At 74.2% G+C, this 13,695-nt stretch carries 15 protein-coding genes; 10 read left to right on the top strand and 5 right to left on the bottom strand.

Annotated features, from left to right (window positions below; all coding sequences use genetic code 11):
• The first annotated feature begins 245 nt into the window (after window positions 1-245).
• Both SVTN_RS08920 and SVTN_RS08915 read left to right on the top strand, forming a co-directional pair.
• Entirely contained in the window at window positions 246-1,373 is a 1,128-nt protein-coding gene (locus SVTN_RS08920) for an alpha/beta hydrolase (protein ID WP_041128590.1), read from the top strand.
• Window positions 1,374-1,462: 89 nt separating this feature from the next.
• Window positions 1,463-2,872: a hypothetical protein gene (locus SVTN_RS08915; RefSeq protein ID WP_078908261.1), complete on the top strand. Its 1,410-nt coding sequence runs from the start codon at window positions 1,463-1,465 to the stop codon at window positions 2,870-2,872.
• A gap of 184 nt (window positions 2,873-3,056) precedes the next feature.
• Here SVTN_RS08915 and SVTN_RS08910 read toward each other — a convergent pair whose 3' ends face one another.
• Together SVTN_RS08910 and ypfJ are read right to left on the bottom strand one after the other, a co-directional pair.
• Complete coding sequence (locus SVTN_RS08910) at window positions 3,057-3,458, bottom strand: VOC family protein (protein ID WP_078908731.1); 402 nt, start codon at window positions 3,456-3,458, stop codon at window positions 3,057-3,059.
• A 58-nt stretch (window positions 3,459-3,516) separates the two neighbouring features.
• On the bottom strand, window positions 3,517-4,407 hold the full coding sequence (gene ypfJ / locus SVTN_RS08905; RefSeq protein ID WP_041128587.1) for a KPN_02809 family neutral zinc metallopeptidase: 891 nt from the start codon (window positions 4,405-4,407) through the stop codon (window positions 3,517-3,519).
• 268 nt (window positions 4,408-4,675) lie between these two features.
• Here ypfJ and SVTN_RS08900 point away from each other — a divergent pair, with 268 nt between their 5' ends.
• The 3 genes from SVTN_RS08900 (at window position 4,676) to SVTN_RS08890 (ending at window position 7,784) form a co-directional block, all read left to right on the top strand.
• On the top strand, window positions 4,676-6,274 hold the full coding sequence (locus tag SVTN_RS08900) for an ABC-F family ATP-binding cassette domain-containing protein (RefSeq protein WP_041128586.1): 1,599 nt from the start codon (window positions 4,676-4,678) through the stop codon (window positions 6,272-6,274).
• A 354-nt stretch (window positions 6,275-6,628) separates the two neighbouring features.
• The gene (locus SVTN_RS08895; RefSeq protein ID WP_006123601.1) at window positions 6,629-6,850 is read left to right on the top strand and encodes a helix-turn-helix domain-containing protein; all 222 of its coding nucleotides are present in this window, start codon (window positions 6,629-6,631) and stop codon (window positions 6,848-6,850) included.
• Window positions 6,851-6,983: 133 nt separating this feature from the next.
• Entirely contained in the window at window positions 6,984-7,784 is an 801-nt protein-coding gene (locus SVTN_RS08890; protein ID WP_041128585.1) for an enoyl-CoA hydratase/isomerase family protein, read from the top strand.
• A gap of 247 nt (window positions 7,785-8,031) precedes the next feature.
• On the opposite strand, the gene SVTN_RS08885 is transcribed toward SVTN_RS08890, so the two are convergent.
• Window positions 8,032-8,712 carry a hypothetical protein gene (locus SVTN_RS08885; protein ID WP_078908260.1) on the bottom strand — a complete coding sequence of 227 codons (681 nt, stop codon included), beginning with the start codon at window positions 8,710-8,712 and terminating at the stop codon, window positions 8,032-8,034.
• A 93-nt stretch (window positions 8,713-8,805) separates the two neighbouring features.
• On the opposite strand from SVTN_RS08885, the gene SVTN_RS08880 reads away from it, so the two are divergent.
• From SVTN_RS08880 to amaP, 5 genes are read left to right on the top strand one after another with little or no spacing between them, the layout of a single operon-like run.
• Entirely contained in the window at window positions 8,806-9,282 is a 477-nt protein-coding gene (locus tag SVTN_RS08880; RefSeq protein ID WP_041128583.1) for an Asp23/Gls24 family envelope stress response protein, read from the top strand.
• Between the two features lie 42 nt (window positions 9,283-9,324).
• Window positions 9,325-9,516, top strand: a complete 192-nt coding sequence (locus tag SVTN_RS08875) for a hypothetical protein (RefSeq protein WP_041128582.1) — start codon at window positions 9,325-9,327, stop codon at window positions 9,514-9,516.
• A 6-nt stretch (window positions 9,517-9,522) separates the two neighbouring features.
• Window positions 9,523-9,891, top strand: a complete 369-nt coding sequence (locus tag SVTN_RS08870; RefSeq protein WP_078908259.1) for an Asp23/Gls24 family envelope stress response protein — start codon at window positions 9,523-9,525, stop codon at window positions 9,889-9,891.
• Entirely contained in the window at window positions 9,888-10,511 is a 624-nt protein-coding gene (locus tag SVTN_RS08865) for a DUF6286 domain-containing protein (RefSeq protein WP_041128581.1), read from the top strand. The genes SVTN_RS08870 and SVTN_RS08865 overlap by 4 nt, the downstream gene beginning before the upstream one ends.
• Window positions 10,508-11,095 carry an alkaline shock response membrane anchor protein AmaP gene (gene amaP / locus SVTN_RS08860; RefSeq protein ID WP_041128580.1) on the top strand — a complete coding sequence of 196 codons (588 nt, stop codon included), beginning with the start codon at window positions 10,508-10,510 and terminating at the stop codon, window positions 11,093-11,095. The genes SVTN_RS08865 and amaP overlap by 4 nt, the downstream gene beginning before the upstream one ends.
• 20 nt (window positions 11,096-11,115) lie before the next feature.
• Here the strand turns inward: amaP and SVTN_RS08855 are convergent, their stop codons facing one another.
• Both SVTN_RS08855 and SVTN_RS08850 read right to left on the bottom strand, forming a co-directional pair.
• Entirely contained in the window at window positions 11,116-11,871 is a 756-nt protein-coding gene (locus SVTN_RS08855) for an SDR family oxidoreductase (RefSeq protein ID WP_041128579.1), read from the bottom strand.
• 5 nt (window positions 11,872-11,876) lie between these two features.
• Complete coding sequence (locus SVTN_RS08850) at window positions 11,877-13,673, bottom strand: glycoside hydrolase family 15 protein (RefSeq protein ID WP_041128578.1); 1,797 nt, start codon at window positions 13,671-13,673, stop codon at window positions 11,877-11,879.
• Between the last annotated feature and the right edge of the window lie 22 nt (window positions 13,674-13,695).

Genomic DNA, 13,695 nt, shown 5'->3' with positions numbered 1-13,695 from the left:
CGCCCCGGAGTGCCCGGTGTCCACGATGCGGTCACCCCGGAACCACGGGCACCCCAGTCCTCCCGGGGCACATGCGACCTGTCCCGCTTCCTCCCCCGGCGTCCCGTTCCGCTCCCTGGACATGACCGTCCGACCGGAGGACCCCGCGGAGGAGACCCATGTCACTCCCCGGGGCGACCCTTCCGCTTCCCCCCTGCCGGGTCCGTCCGGTGGCAGTCCCACCCCGTCCTGCCGACACTGGGGAGGTGCGCCCGGCTACAGCGACGGCAGCGGCCGTCACCACCCTGATCGGTGTCGGCGCGGCCGCGGTGGCGGTCGGCCGGTACGCCAGCGACGTCGCCCTCAAGGCGCCGTCCGGACGACCACTGCCCGGAGACCCGGGACTCACCGTGCACGCCACGGACCCCGAGCGGATCACCCTCACCCGCAGCCTCGCCTCGCTGCGCCCCGGCACGTACGGGATGGAGGCCCCCGGCCTGCACGCCGTCCTCGGCCCCGTCCTCGACCGGGTCCCGCACACCGCCGACACCGTCGTCCGCCGCCTGGAACGGGTCGAGCTCGGCGCCCCCGGGCCCGGCGCCCGCGTCCGGCTCACCCCCCAGCTGCACCGGGGCACCCCGATCAGCGCCCTCGGGCTCGCCCACGAGGACGTCGAGATCCCCGGCGAACTCGGCCCGCTGCCCGCCTGGCTCGTCGCGGCCCCCCGCACCACCTGGGTGATCGCCCTGCACGGCCTCGGCACCACCCGCGAGCACCCGCTGAACCTCGTCCCCTTCTACAACCGCCGCAAGATCCCCGTCCTCGTCCCCGCCTACCGGGGCGACGAAGGCGCGCCCCCCTCCCCGGACGGCCTCGCCCACCTCGGCGACTCCGAGTGGCGGGACGTCGACGCCGCCATCCGCTACGCCGTCCGCCGGGGCGCGCGGAAGGTCGTCCTGCACGGCTGGGGGACCGGCGCCACGATGGTCCTGCGCGCCGCCGCCGAGTCGGGCGTGCGCGACCGGATCAGCGGCCTCGTCCTCGACTCCCCGGTCCTCGACTGGGAGGCCACCCTCCGCAACCTCGCGGCGGCCCACCACGTCCCCGGCCCCCTGCTCCCGCTCGCCGTCCGTGCCGCCCAGGGCAGGACGGGACCGCACGGCGACCTCCTCCAGGAGGCCTCGGAGCCGGGCGCCCTGCGCGCCCCCGTCCTCCTCTTCCACGGCCCCGACGACACGATCGCCCCCTGGGAACCCTCCGTCGAACTCGCCGCCCGCCGCCCCGGTCAGGTCAGCCTGCAGACCGTGCGGCACGCCCCGCACGCCTCCATGTGGAACGCCGACCCGAACCGCTACGAGGAGTCCCTGCGCCGCTTCCTCACCCCGCTGCTCTGAGGGCACTTCCGAGGCTCTCGCGGCGCCCGTTCCGACGGGGCGTCCGATTCCGATTGGGCTTTCGGGCCGTCAGCGGGAAGACTGCCCCCGTGACGTCTCGAAAGCCCGATGAACCATTGGCGCGCAACTCCAGACTCCGACTCGTCCGCCCGCGGGCGCTGGCCACTGCCCGACGGGCCGTGACGACCCGGCGCACCCGGCCGGCGCCGCGGCCGCCCGAGGGGACTCCGCCCCGCGCGGAGCTCGCCCGCCAGGCCCGGCACGTCCTCGCCGACGCCGTACGGATCGCCCGCTGGGCCGCCGTCGAGCGCGGGGCCGACCTCGCACCCCGTACCGGCCCCGGAGCCGGACCCGCCCAGGAACGGGCCGCGGCCGCACTGGACCTGACGCCCGGCCAGATCCGGGCCGGCTGGGACCGCGCCCGGCTCGCCGGACTCGTCGAACTGCACGGCGACACCGCCCGCCCCGGCTGGCGCCTGCACGCCTGGGACCGCGACGACTCCGCCGTCCTGCGCGGCTGGGTCGCCCTCTTCGACGCCTGGTCCCTCGTGCACCCGGCCCCCGAGGGGGTCGCCCCGAGCGCCGTCGCCGAGGTCGTCGAGGCCGTCCCGCAGGTCCTCTCGCTGCTCCAGCTCTCCCAGGGCCCCGTCCTCGTCCCCGCCCTCCTCGACCTCCTCGGCCAGCGCGTCGAGGAACTCCGCGAGGAGCGCTGCGAGGTCCCCGCGACCGAGCAGACGCCCGAGTCCGCGGACGCCCCCGCAGGGGACGGGCTCCCCGCCCTCCTCGACTGGGCCCTGGAGGGCCTGGCCGCCGTCGGCGCGCTCACCCTGGACCCCGGCACCGACGAGCGCCAGGCCACCCTGACCCCGCTCGGCAACTGGGCGGTCTGGGTCAAGCTGGAGCAGATCTGCGTCGCCGCGCAGAGCCCCGCGGGCAACATCGAGCAGTCCGCCGAGGACATGCTCCGCGGCTGCGCCCGGCTCACCCCGGGCCCGGCCCGCGACGAGTACCGCGCCTGGCTCGCGGCCCGGACCCTGTCCAGCGCCGTGAGCGAACTCCTCGCCGTCGCCCGCGGCGAGGACGCCCTCCTGCGCGGGCTCGCCTTCGAGGCGCTCCGCGTCGTCGGCGCGCCCGCAGAGGCCGAGGTGCGGGCCACCGTCGCCGAGCCCTCGCTGCGCCCGTACGCGCTGCTCTGGATCGCCGAGTACGAGGGGGCCGACCCCGACGACGCCCAGGAGGTGCTGACCCGCGAGGAGTCGACCTGGCTCTGGGTCGACACCGCGGCGGCCGTCGCCGACCACGGCGAGAGCGAACTGCTCGTCCGCCACCTCGACTCCGCCGTGCAGGGCACCGTCCCGGCGCTGCTCGACGAGGTCCGCGCCGTCGGCCACCCCCGTACCGTCCAGGTCCTGGTCGCTCTGGCCGCCGCCCACCCGGACCCGGCCCTGGCCAAGGCGGTCCGCCGGGCCGCCTTCCAGGTCCACACGGGCGGAGCCTGACCCGCCCGGACGGGCCGGACCCGACGGCGCCGGGAAGCCGAGCCCGCCGGGTCCGACCCTGCACCGCGCCCCGAGGGAGCCGAGCCCGCCGGGGCCGACCCTGCACCGCGCCCCGAGGGAGCCGAGCCCGCCGGGTCCGACCCCGCACCGCGCCGCCGAGGGAGCCGAGCCGCCCGACCCCGCCCTACCCCGCGCCGCCGGGGGCGTACGTGCCGAAGCTCCACACGTTGCCCTCGGCGTCCCGGGCCGTGTAGTCCCGGGAGCCGTACTCCTGGTCCGTCGGCGGCAGCACGATCTCGATGCCGTGCTCCATCGCCCGGGCGTGGTGCTCGTCGACGTCGTCCACGCGCACGTACACCGCGGTCGGTCCGCCGTCGGCCATGAGCTTGTCGAACGCGGTGCCGCTGCCCTTGCTGCCCAGCATCACCATCCCGTTCCCGCACTTCAGCTCCGCGTGCATCACACGGCCGTCCTCGCCCTCGTACACGGCGTGTTCGGTGAAGCCGAAGCCCTCCGTGAGCTGTTTGATCGCCGCCTTCGCGTCCGCGTACCGCAGCGCCGGACAGATGTCGGGTGTCCCAGCCATCCCGATCACTCCCTCTCGATGTGACCTGGATCTCAGTCTGGCAGCCGCCACTGACAACTCAGCGGAAGGTGTTGCACCGGGCCATGTCGCCGCTCCGGTAGCCCTCGTAGAACCACTGCTGCCGCTGCGCCGCCGAACCGTGCGTCCAGTTCTCCGGCGTCACCCGCCCCTGGAACCGCTCCTGGATCCGGTCGTCGCCCACGGCCGCCGCCGCGTCCAGGCCGTCCCGGATGTCCTCGTCGGTGAGCCGGGTCAGCAGCAGCCGGCCCGTCTTCTCGTCGGGGGTGGTCGTCGCGTGCCGCGCCCAGACCCCGGCGTAGCAGTCGGCCTGGAGCTCGACCCGCACGGCGTTGGAGTTCGCGCCGGTCCGCCCGTCCTGGGCGCGGCTCAGGGTCCCCATCAGGTTCTGGATGTGGTGGCCGTACTCGTGCGCCACCACGTACGCCTGGGCGAAGGGCCCGCCGGTCGACCCGAACTTGGTCCGCAGCTCGTCGAAGAAACCCAGGTCCAGATAGACCTGCCGGTCCCCGGGGCAGTAGAAGGGCCCGACGGCCGAGCTCGCCGAGCCGCACGCGGTGCCGACCTGCCGGCTGAACATCACGGTGGCGGCGCTCCCGTAGGTCCCGCCCCGGCGCGGGTACTCGCTCCGCCAGTAGTCCTGGACGCTGTTGACGACGGCGACGATCCGGCAGTCCTGGCGCGTGTTGGCGTCCGAGCCCTTCTTGCAGCTCTGGTTCACCTGGGCCGCGGACGAGGAGCTCGCGGCCGGCTCGTCCCCGCCGGAGGAGAGCCCGAGTTGGTCGGGGCCCACCCCGAAGAGCACGCCGAGGATCAGTGCGACGAGGCCGATGATGCCGCCGCCGACGGTCGCCCTGCCGCCCGGGACGCGGCTGTTCCGGACGTCCCGTACCTCCGAGGTGTCCAGGTCGGCGTCGTCGTCGAACTGCACGGTCCACCACCCTCCGCGTCGCTGTCGCGGCAGTGGCCGCCGTCCTGCGCCGAGTATCAGGTGATCTCGCGCCTGTCGCCCCTTTTGAGAGGCAATGGCGCGAATGTGAGAAACATCCGAAAGTGCCCGCGTCCCCCGCATGGCCGAAAACCAGTTGCAGGTGCCCGTTAGACTGGCCGCATGGCCATTCTCCTTTGGGTGCATTAGCGGCGTCGAAGCCCGCCACCAGCCGTCCTTCCGCCGTTTCCCACCGCCCTGGAGTCTGTCCGTGATCACCGCTTCCGGCATCGAGCTGCGCGCCGGCGCCCGAATCCTCATCGAGAACGCTTCCTTCCGCGTCGCCAAGGGCGACCGCATCGGCCTCGTCGGCCGCAACGGAGCGGGCAAGACCACCCTCACCAAGTGCCTCGCCGGCGAGGGTCAGCCCGCCGGCGGCACCATCGCCCGCTCCGGCGAGGTCGGCTACCTCCCGCAGGACCCGCGCACCGGCGACCTCGACGTCCTGGCCCGCGACCGCGTCCTCTCCGCCCGCGGCCTCGACACCCTCCTCAAGAAGATGCGGATGAACGAGGAGCGCATCGCCAACGGCACCGGCGCCACCCGCGACAAGGCGCTGCGGCAGTACGAGCGCCAGGAGACCGAGTTCCTGACCAAGGGCGGGTACGCGGCCGAGGCCGAGGCCTCCACCATCGCCGCCGCCCTCGGCCTGCCCGACCGGGTCATGGGCCAGCCGCTGCACACCCTCTCCGGCGGTCAGCGCCGCCGCGTCGAGCTCGCCCGGATCCTCTTCTCCGACGCCGACACCCTGCTCCTCGACGAGCCCACGAACCACCTCGACGCCGACTCCATCGTCTGGCTGCGCGACTACCTGAAGACCTACCGCGGCGGCTTCATCGTCATCTCCCACGACGTCGACCTCGTCGAGACCGTCGTGAACAAGGTCTTCTACCTGGACGCCAACCGCTCCACGATCGACGTCTACAACATGGGCTGGAAGCTCTACCAGCAGCAGCGCGAGGCCGACGAGAAGCGCCGCAAGCGCGAGCGCCAGAACGCCGAGAAGAAGGCCGCCGCGCTCAACTCGCAGGCCGACAAGATGCGCGCCAAGGCCACCAAGACCGTCGCCGCGCAGAACATGGCCAAGCGCGCCGAGCGCCTGCTCTCCGGCCTGGAGGCCGTCCGCGCCTCCGACAAGGTCGCCAAGCTCCGCTTCCCCGAGCCGGCGCCCTGCGGCAAGACCCCGCTGACCGCCGAGGGGCTCTCCAAGTCCTACGGCTCGCTGGAGATCTTCACCGACGTCAGCCTCGCGATCGACAAGGGCTCGCGCGTCGTCATCCTCGGCCTCAACGGCGCGGGCAAGACGACCCTGCTGCGCCTCCTCGGCGGCGTCGAGAAGCCCGACACCGGCGAGGTCACCCCGGGCCACGGCCTGAAGCTCGGCTACTACGCCCAGGAGCACGAGACGCTCGACCCCGAGCGGACCGTCCTGGAGAACATGCGCTCGGCCGCGCCCGACCTCGACCTCGTCGACGTCCGCAAGACGCTCGGCTCCTTCCTCTTCTCCGGCGACGACGTCGACAAGCCGGCCGGCGTGCTCTCCGGCGGCGAGAAGACCCGGCTCGCGCTCGCGACCCTCGTCGTCTCCTCGGCGAACGTGCTGCTCCTCGACGAGCCGACCAACAACCTGGACCCGGCCAGCCGCGAGGAGATCCTCGGCGCGCTGCGCACGTACAAGGGCGCCGTCGTCCTCGTCACCCACGACGAGGGCGCCGTGGAGGCGCTCGACCCGGAGCGGATCATCCTGCTCCCGGACGGCGTCGAGGACCTGTGGGGCGCGGACTACGCGGACCTGGTGGCCCTCGCCTGACCCCGGAAGGGGCCTCGGGGCCCTTGGGTGATCATCCCGGGCTGGATCATTCGGCTCATGGGTGATCCTTCATCTGAGTGAGGGTCTCTCGTACCCCCCGGCGCGGTGCTCTGCCGAATCCTTCCGGCAGACCCGCGCCGCATGTGTGTTCCCCCTGCCGCGCTGACCTGGCACTTCCCGTGCCGGGCGGTTCGCGGGCGCGTTTCCGGCTCTGCGGAATATGGGCTTCCGTTCGTGATGACGTCGTACTCGTCCACAAACCCGGCGGCACGGACCTTGTCGAATGGGTGGCCAGGACGGACAAGAGGGGTGATCATGAGAAGTCCAGAGCGCACTTCCCATGAGGAGGCACGGGTGGCCGAGACTCTGAAGAAGGGCAGCCGGGTGACCGGCGCCGCGCGCGACAAGCTCGCGGCAGACCTGAAGAAGAAGTACGACTCCGGTGCGAGCATCCGGGCGCTGGCCGAGGAAACCGGCCGCTCCTACGGATTCGTCCACCGGATGCTGAGCGAGTCCGGAGTCACGCTGCGTGGACGCGGCGGAGCGACACGGGGCAAGAAGGCGGCCTCGGCCTGACATCGGGGCGGCTCGACCGGTCCACCGGGACCTCCCGGTGGGCACCCGGTCGGTCCTGCGGCCGGCCAGGTGGTTACTGTGCAGTCACTTAGCATCTCGAATGCAGTGCTGCACCGGAACCGGAGGCGCCCCCATGACTACGCTCGACGACTCTGAGCTCGTATTCGACAAGGACGGTGTACGGCTCACCGTCGAGGACGCCGTTGCCACGGTGACCCTGACCAACCCGGCGAAGCGCAACGCCCAGTCTCCCGCTCTGTGGCGGGCGTTGACGGAAGCCGGCCGGTCGTTGCCCGGCAGCGTGCGGGTCGTCGTTCTGCGCGGCGAGGGCAAGTCCTTCTCCGCCGGACTCGACCGGCAGGCGTTCACGCCCGAGGGCTTCGACGGCGAGCCGTCCTTCCTGGAGATGGCGCGCGGGTCCGACGAGGACCTCGACGCGGTCATCGCCGAGTACCAGGAGGCGTTCACCTGGTGGCGCCGCAGCGACCTCGTGTCGATCGCGGCCGTCCAGGGCCACGCCATCGGCGCGGGCTTCCAGCTCGCCCTCGCCTGCGACCTGCGGGTCGTCGCCGAGGACGTGCAGTTCGCCATGCGCGAGACCAGCCTGGGCCTCGTCCCGGACCTGACCGGGACGCACCCGCTCGTCTCGCTCGTCGGCTACGCCCGCGCGCTCGAGATCTGCGCCACCGGCCGCTTCGTGCACGCGGAGGAGGCCGAGCGCATCGGTCTCGCCAACCTGTCCGTGCCCGCCGACGAGCTCGACGCGGCGGTACGGGACCTCAGCGCCGCCCTGCTCGCGGCGCCCCGCGACGCGGTCAACGAGACCAAGGCGCTGCTCCAGGGCGTCTCCGGCCGCTCCTACGAGGAGCAGCGCACCGCCGAGCGCGCCGCCCAGGCCCGCCGCCTGCGCGACCTGGCGGGCCTCGGCGACTGAGACACGCACCCGGCCGGTGCGGGCGCGCGACTGACGCGCCCGCTCGACCGGCGCGTACCGGTCGGCCGGGGCGCCCGCCTGCCGTGCACACCGGACCGCCCCGCCCGCCGGCCCCGCCCGCCGGCCACACCCGCCCGAGCCCGCACCCGGCCGCGCCCGCACCCGGCCGCGCCCGCACCCGGCCGCGCCCGCACCCGGCCGCGCCTGCGGCCGACCGTGCCCGGCCGTGGCCGGGTCACGCGCGCGTTCAGCGCAGTTCCGACACCAGTACCGTGACCGCGGACGCCCCAGCGGCGGCCGCGGTCGCGGCGTTCCGGGCCGCGCGGGCCACGTCCAGTGGGCGGTGGCCGGCCGTCACGGCCAGCTCCACCCGCACCTGGTCCGGGCCCCGGTGCACCGGCGGCCCCCAGGTGTCCGTCACGCCCGCCACGCCCTCGACCCGCAGGACCGCCAGGGCCACCGGATCGTCCGTCGCCGGAGCGGGCCGCCCCGGCGGGGGAGCGGCCGGCTCCGCCGCCGGCGGCTCCGCGTCGAGCAGCTCCGTCACCCGCAGGTCCACTGCCGTCACCCGCAGCCCGAGACCGTCGCGCGCCGCCCCGAGCAGGGCCGCCCGCAGCTCCTCGGCCAGCTCCGGCAGCGGACGGCCCGCCACCGCCCCGAAGTCCGCGGAGATCCGCAGCGCGCCCGGCCCGAGCCCGCCCGGCGGCACCGGAAGCGGGCCGGGGCCCGTCTCCTCCTCGTCCGGGTCGGGCCCGATCCGCAGGCCGCCCGGCACCACCCCCCGTACGGCCGAAGCCGCCGGGCCGAGAACACTCCGCGCCGCACGCTCGGTGATCCACGCGCCGTCCTCGGCCGCCCCGAGCGGCAGCAGCCTGCCCAGCGCGAGGCGGTCCCGTACCGCAGCCGTCCAACCCTCAGCCGTCGTCATTCCCCCAGCCTGCCGCATCCCCAGGGCGAATTCGGGCAAGCGCCCTTAATGTGAGCAAAGAACCCCGAAACATCACAGAAGGGGCTTAATCCAATGACGGACACCACCTACTCCGGCGACCCCACGACGGACGAGCCGCGCCGTACGTCCGTGACCAAGCGGGGCGGCGGCGCACCGGCCTCCCGGGGCCGGACGACGATCGCCGACGGTGTCGTCGAGAAGATCGCCGGCCTCGCCGCGCGCGACGTCGTCGGCGTCCACGCCATGGGCAGCGGCCTCTCCCGCACCTTCGGCGCCGTACGCGACCGGGTCCCCGGCACGGGGGGCGGCAAGGCGAGCGTGACCCGAGGGGTCAAGGCCGAGGTCGGCGAGGTGCAGACCGCGCTCGACCTCGAGATCGTCGTCGACTACGGCGTCTCCATCGCCGACGTGGCCGGAGACGTCCGGGAGAACGTCATCGCCGCCGTGGAGCGGATGACCGGCCTGGAGGTCGTCGAGGTCAACATCGCGGTCAGCGACGTGAAGCTGCCCGAGGACGAGGAAGAGGAGCCGGAGCCCAGGCTCCAGTAGTCGTCGGAACCCCGGCGACAGCGGCCAGGAAAGGGGCTCGGAATGAGCATGGCGGTGGTCGGCCTGGTGGCCGGCATGGCTCTCGGTTTCGCCGGATACTTCGGCGGCTTCGGAGCGTTCGTACTGGTCGCGGCCCTCGGGGCGATCGGCTTCGTGGCCGGCCGGTTCCTCGAAGGAGACCTCGAACCCGGCGATCTGTTCCGGGGCCGCGAACGCGGCGACCGGCGGCGGTGACCCGGGGTGGTGACGGATCTGGCGGACGACCCGGTACGGGACGGGGTGCGGGACCGGGGGGCGACCACGATCGCCGACCGGGTCGTCGCGAAGATCGCCGCCCAGGCGGCCAGGGAGGGCCTCGACGCCGTCCCCCAAGGGGGCTCGAAGCCGCACGCCTCGGTGGTCGTCCACCGGGAGATCGCCCACGTCTCGGTGAGCCTCGACCTCGACTACCCCTCCGACGTCGGCCGCCAGTGCGGCGCCGTCCGGAACCGGGTACGCACGCGCGTGGAGCAGCTCGTCGGCCTTGAGGTCCACGAGGTGACCGTCCACGTCGAGCACCTCCACTCCGCGCACACCCGTCACGCCACGCCGAGGGGCCGCCTCGCATGACCACCACCCCGGAACCGGCCTCCGCGGCGGCCCCCGGCACCGACGCGCCGACCGCGCGCGTGCCGCACGTCCGCCGCTTCTGGGCCGTGCGCCGCATCCCCGCCGCCCTGCTCGCGGCCGTCGTCCTCGGCGGCGCCGGGCTGCTCCTCTACGACGTCGCGGCGGTACGGGCCGACCGGTCCGCGATGTCCTGGCGGCGCGAGCTCGCCGACGGCCTCGCGACCCGGCCGCTCGACGACACGGCGGTCGTCGTCGGCGCGGCCGTCGCCGTCGTGCTCGGCATCTGGCTCCTCGTCCTGGCCGCCACCCCCGGGTTGCGCGCCGTCCTCCCGATGCGCCGCGAACACACCGACGTACGGGCCGGCCTCGACCGCGAGGCCGCCGCCCTCACCCTGCGGGACCGCGTCATGGAGGTCTCCGGGGTGCAGTCCGTACGCGTGCGCGTGGGCCGCGCCAAGGTCGCCGTCCGGGCGGTGTCGCACTTCCGGGCCCTCGACGAGGTGCGGGCCGATGTGGAGACGGTGCTCGCCGGCGCCGTCGAGGAGCTCGGCCTCGCCCGTCCGCTCGCGATGACGGTACGGGTGGCCCGGCCGTCCCGGAAGGAAGGGAAGGCGAAGTGACCGTGGTCCTCCGGCGCGTCAACCGCGTCCTGCTCGGGCTCGCCGGGCTGCTCCTCGTCGTCGTCGGCGGCGCCGTCCTCGCCGCCGCCCTCGACGCGCCCGTACCGTCCTGGTGGCCCTGGTCCGGCCCCGACGACGTGCTCCTCACCACCGCACAGCGGCAGCGCTGGCGGGACGAGAGCTGGTGGTGGCCGGCGGTCATCGCCGCCCTCGGGCTCGTCGTCCTGCTCGCCCTGTGGTGGTTCCTCGCCCAGTTCCGCCGGGCCCGGCTCCGCGAGGTCCTCGTGGACACCGGCGACGGCGAGGAGGCGGTGCTGCGCGGCCGGGCCCTGGAGGGCGTCCTGGAGGCGGACGCGGCCGCGCAGGAGGGCGTGGCCCGGGCCAAGGTCGCCCTCACGGGCCGCCGGGCCGCCCCCAAGACCCGGATCCGGCTCCTCCTGGAGCCGCACGCCTCCCCGGGCGACGCCCTGACCGTGCTCAGCACCGAGGCCCTCGCCCACGCCCGTACGTCGACGGGCCTGCCCGCACTGCCCACCGAGGCGCGGCTGCGAGCGGTGAAGCACCGCGCCCGCAGGGTCGCCTGAACGAGGACCGGAACCGGGCGTCAGAACCCCGAGCGCGCCCCGCCGTCCACCGGCAGCATCAGGCCCGTCAGGTACGAGGCGGCCGGCGAGAGCAGGAAGGCCGCCGTGTTCCCGAACTCCTCCGGGGTGCCGTAGCGGCGCAGCGGGATCGTGAGCTCGTTCGCCGCGCGGGCCGCGTCCGCGTCGCCGGAGAGCGCGTCCAGGGAGCGGACCCGGTCGGTGTCGATCCGGCTCGGCAGCAGGCCGACGACCCGGATCCCGCGCGGGCCGAGGTCGTTGGAGAGCGACTTGGCGAAGCCGGCGAGCCCCGGGCGCAGCCCGTTGGAGATGGTCAGGCCGGGGATCGGCTCGTGGACGGAGCCGGACAGGACGAAGCCGATGACCCCGCCCTCGGTGAGCGTCTCGGCGGCCGCGCGGGCCAGCCGTACCGCACCCAGGAAGACCGTGTCGAAGGCGGCCGCCCACTCCTCGTCGGTGTTGTCCGCGGCGAAGCCGGGCGCCGGGCCGCCGACGCTGATCAGGATGCCGTCGAAGCCGCCGAACCGGGCCCGCGCCTCGGCGATCAGCCGGGCCGGGGTCCCCGGGTCGGCGTTGTCGGCGGCGACACCGGCCGCGCCCTCGCCCAGTTCGGCCACCGCGTCGGCGACCGTCTTCTCCTCGCGCCCGGTGATCAGCACCTTCGCGCCCTCAGCGAGCAGCGCCTCGGCGGAGGCACGGCCGAGCCCCCGCGTCGCACCGGTCACCACGTACACACGGTCCTTCAGTCCCAGATCCATGGGCCCTATCCTGCCGTCTCCTCGGCGGCGAGCGCCAAGGCGGTCCCGACGAGTCCGATGTGGCTGAACGCCTGCGGGAAGTTCCCCAGCTGACGCCGCGCCACCGGGTCGTACTCCTCCGCGAGGAGCCCCACGTCGTTGGTGAGCGTGACGAGCCGCTCGAAGAGCTCGCGCGCCTCCTCCGGGCGCCCGGTGAGGCGCAGCGCGTCCGCCAGCCAGAACGAGCAGACCAGGAAGGTCCCCTCCTGTCCCGGCAGCCCGTCCACGGCCGCTGTGCCGGTGCCGCGGGCAGGGCTGTACCGGCGCAGGAACCCGTCGTGCGTCAGCTCCGCCCGTACGGCGTCCACGGTCCCCACCACCCGGGGGTCGTCCGGCGGCAGGAAGCCGACCTGCGGGATGAGGAGGGTGGCGGCGTCCAGCTCGGACGAGCCGTACGCCTGGGTGAAGGTGTTCCGCACGGGGTCGTACGCCCGCTCGCACACCTGGGCGTGGATCTCGTCCCGCATCGCCCGCCACCGCCCCGCGTCCCCCGGCAGCGAGGGGTCGGCCTCCAGGGTGCGGACCGCGCGGTCGGCGGCGACCCAGGCCATCACCTTCGAGTGGGTGAAGTGGCGGCGGGGCCCGCGGACCTCCCACAGGCCCTCGTCGGGCTCCCGCCAGGTGGACTCCAGGAAGCCGAGCAGGCTCAGCTGGAGGTTCCAGGCGTGCCGCTCGGCCGGGATCCCGGCCTCACGCGCGCGGTGGAGGGAGTCCATGACCTCGCCGTACACGTCGAGCTGCAACTGGTCCACGGCCGCGTTCCCGGTCCGGACCGGCGCCGAGTCGGCGTAGCCGCGCAGCCACGGCAGGCTCGTCTCGGGCAGCCGGCGCTCTCCGGCGGGGCCGTACATGATCTGCAGGTCGGCGGGGTCGCCCGCGACGGAGCGCAGCAGCCAGTCCCGCCAGGCGCAGGCCTCCTCCTCGTATCCGGCGGCGAGCAGCGCGCCGAGGGTGAGGGAGGAGTCGCGCAGCCAGCAGGCGCGGTAGTCCCAGTTCCGCACGCCGCCGAGCTCCTCCGGCAGGGAGGTGGTGGGGGCGGCCATGATCCCGCCGGTGGGGGCGTACGTGAGCGCCTTGAGGGTGATCAGGGAGCGCAGCACCGTCTCCCGGTAGGGGCCCCGGTAGGTGCAGCGGGCCGTCCACTCCCGCCAGTCCGCGAGGCACTGCTCCAGGGCCTCGAAGGGGTCGACGAGGTCGGGGCGGGGCTCGTGCGAGGGGTGCCAGGTCAGCACGAAGGCCACCTTCTCGCCGGCGGCGACGGTGAAGGCGGACTGGGTGGAGAACTGCTGGCCCCAGGTCTTCACGTGCGGCTCGCTGCGCAGCCAGACCGAGTCGGGTCCGGCGATCGCGACGCGGTGGCCGTCGGCCCTGCGCACCCAGGGCACGATCGAGCCGTAGTCGAAGCGGAGCCGCAGCACGGAGGTCATCTCGACGCTGCCGCTGACCCCCTCCACGATCCGCATCAGGTCGGGGGCCTTGTCCCGCTGGGGCATGAAGTCGACGACCTTGACGGTGCCCGTACGGGTCTCCCAGTAGGTCTCCAGGACGAGGGTGTCCTCGGCGTAGCGGCGGGTGGTGCAGGTGGTGGCGCCCTTGGGCGCGAGGGTCCAGTGGCCGTTGTTCTCGTCGCCGAGGAGGGCGGCGAAGCAGGCGGCGGAGTCGAAGCGGGGCAGACACAGCCAGTCGACCGACCCGTCGCGGCCGATGAGCGCGGCGGTCTGGAGATCGCCGATGAGGGCGTAGTCGTCGATACGTTGCGTCACGCTTTGGGCTGTTCCCGGAAGC

Origin of the sequence: Streptomyces vietnamensis (genome assembly GCF_000830005.1) — a bacterium.
In the GTDB taxonomy this organism is placed as follows: Bacteria; Actinomycetota; Actinomycetes; order Streptomycetales; family Streptomycetaceae; genus Streptomyces; species Streptomyces vietnamensis.
The sequence above is the reverse complement of the archived record's forward strand: the minus strand, read 5'-3'. Positions and strand labels throughout refer to the sequence as shown.

Coding starts and splice junctions, on each gene's coding strand:
- SVTN_RS08910 (WP_078908731.1), bottom strand. CDS start 3,458: ATGGCTGGGACACCCGACATCTGTCCGGCGCTGCGGTACGCGGACGCG.
- SVTN_RS08890 (WP_041128585.1), top strand. CDS start 6,984: ATGACTACGCTCGACGACTCTGAGCTCGTATTCGACAAGGACGGTGTA.
- SVTN_RS08885 (WP_078908260.1), bottom strand. CDS start 8,712: ATGACGACGGCTGAGGGTTGGACGGCTGCGGTACGGGACCGCCTCGCG.
- SVTN_RS08880 (WP_041128583.1), top strand. CDS start 8,806: ATGACGGACACCACCTACTCCGGCGACCCCACGACGGACGAGCCGCGC.
- SVTN_RS08875 (WP_041128582.1), top strand. CDS start 9,325: ATGAGCATGGCGGTGGTCGGCCTGGTGGCCGGCATGGCTCTCGGTTTC.
- SVTN_RS08865 (WP_041128581.1), top strand. CDS start 9,888: ATGACCACCACCCCGGAACCGGCCTCCGCGGCGGCCCCCGGCACCGAC.
- SVTN_RS08855 (WP_041128579.1), bottom strand. CDS start 11,871: ATGGATCTGGGACTGAAGGACCGTGTGTACGTGGTGACCGGTGCGACG.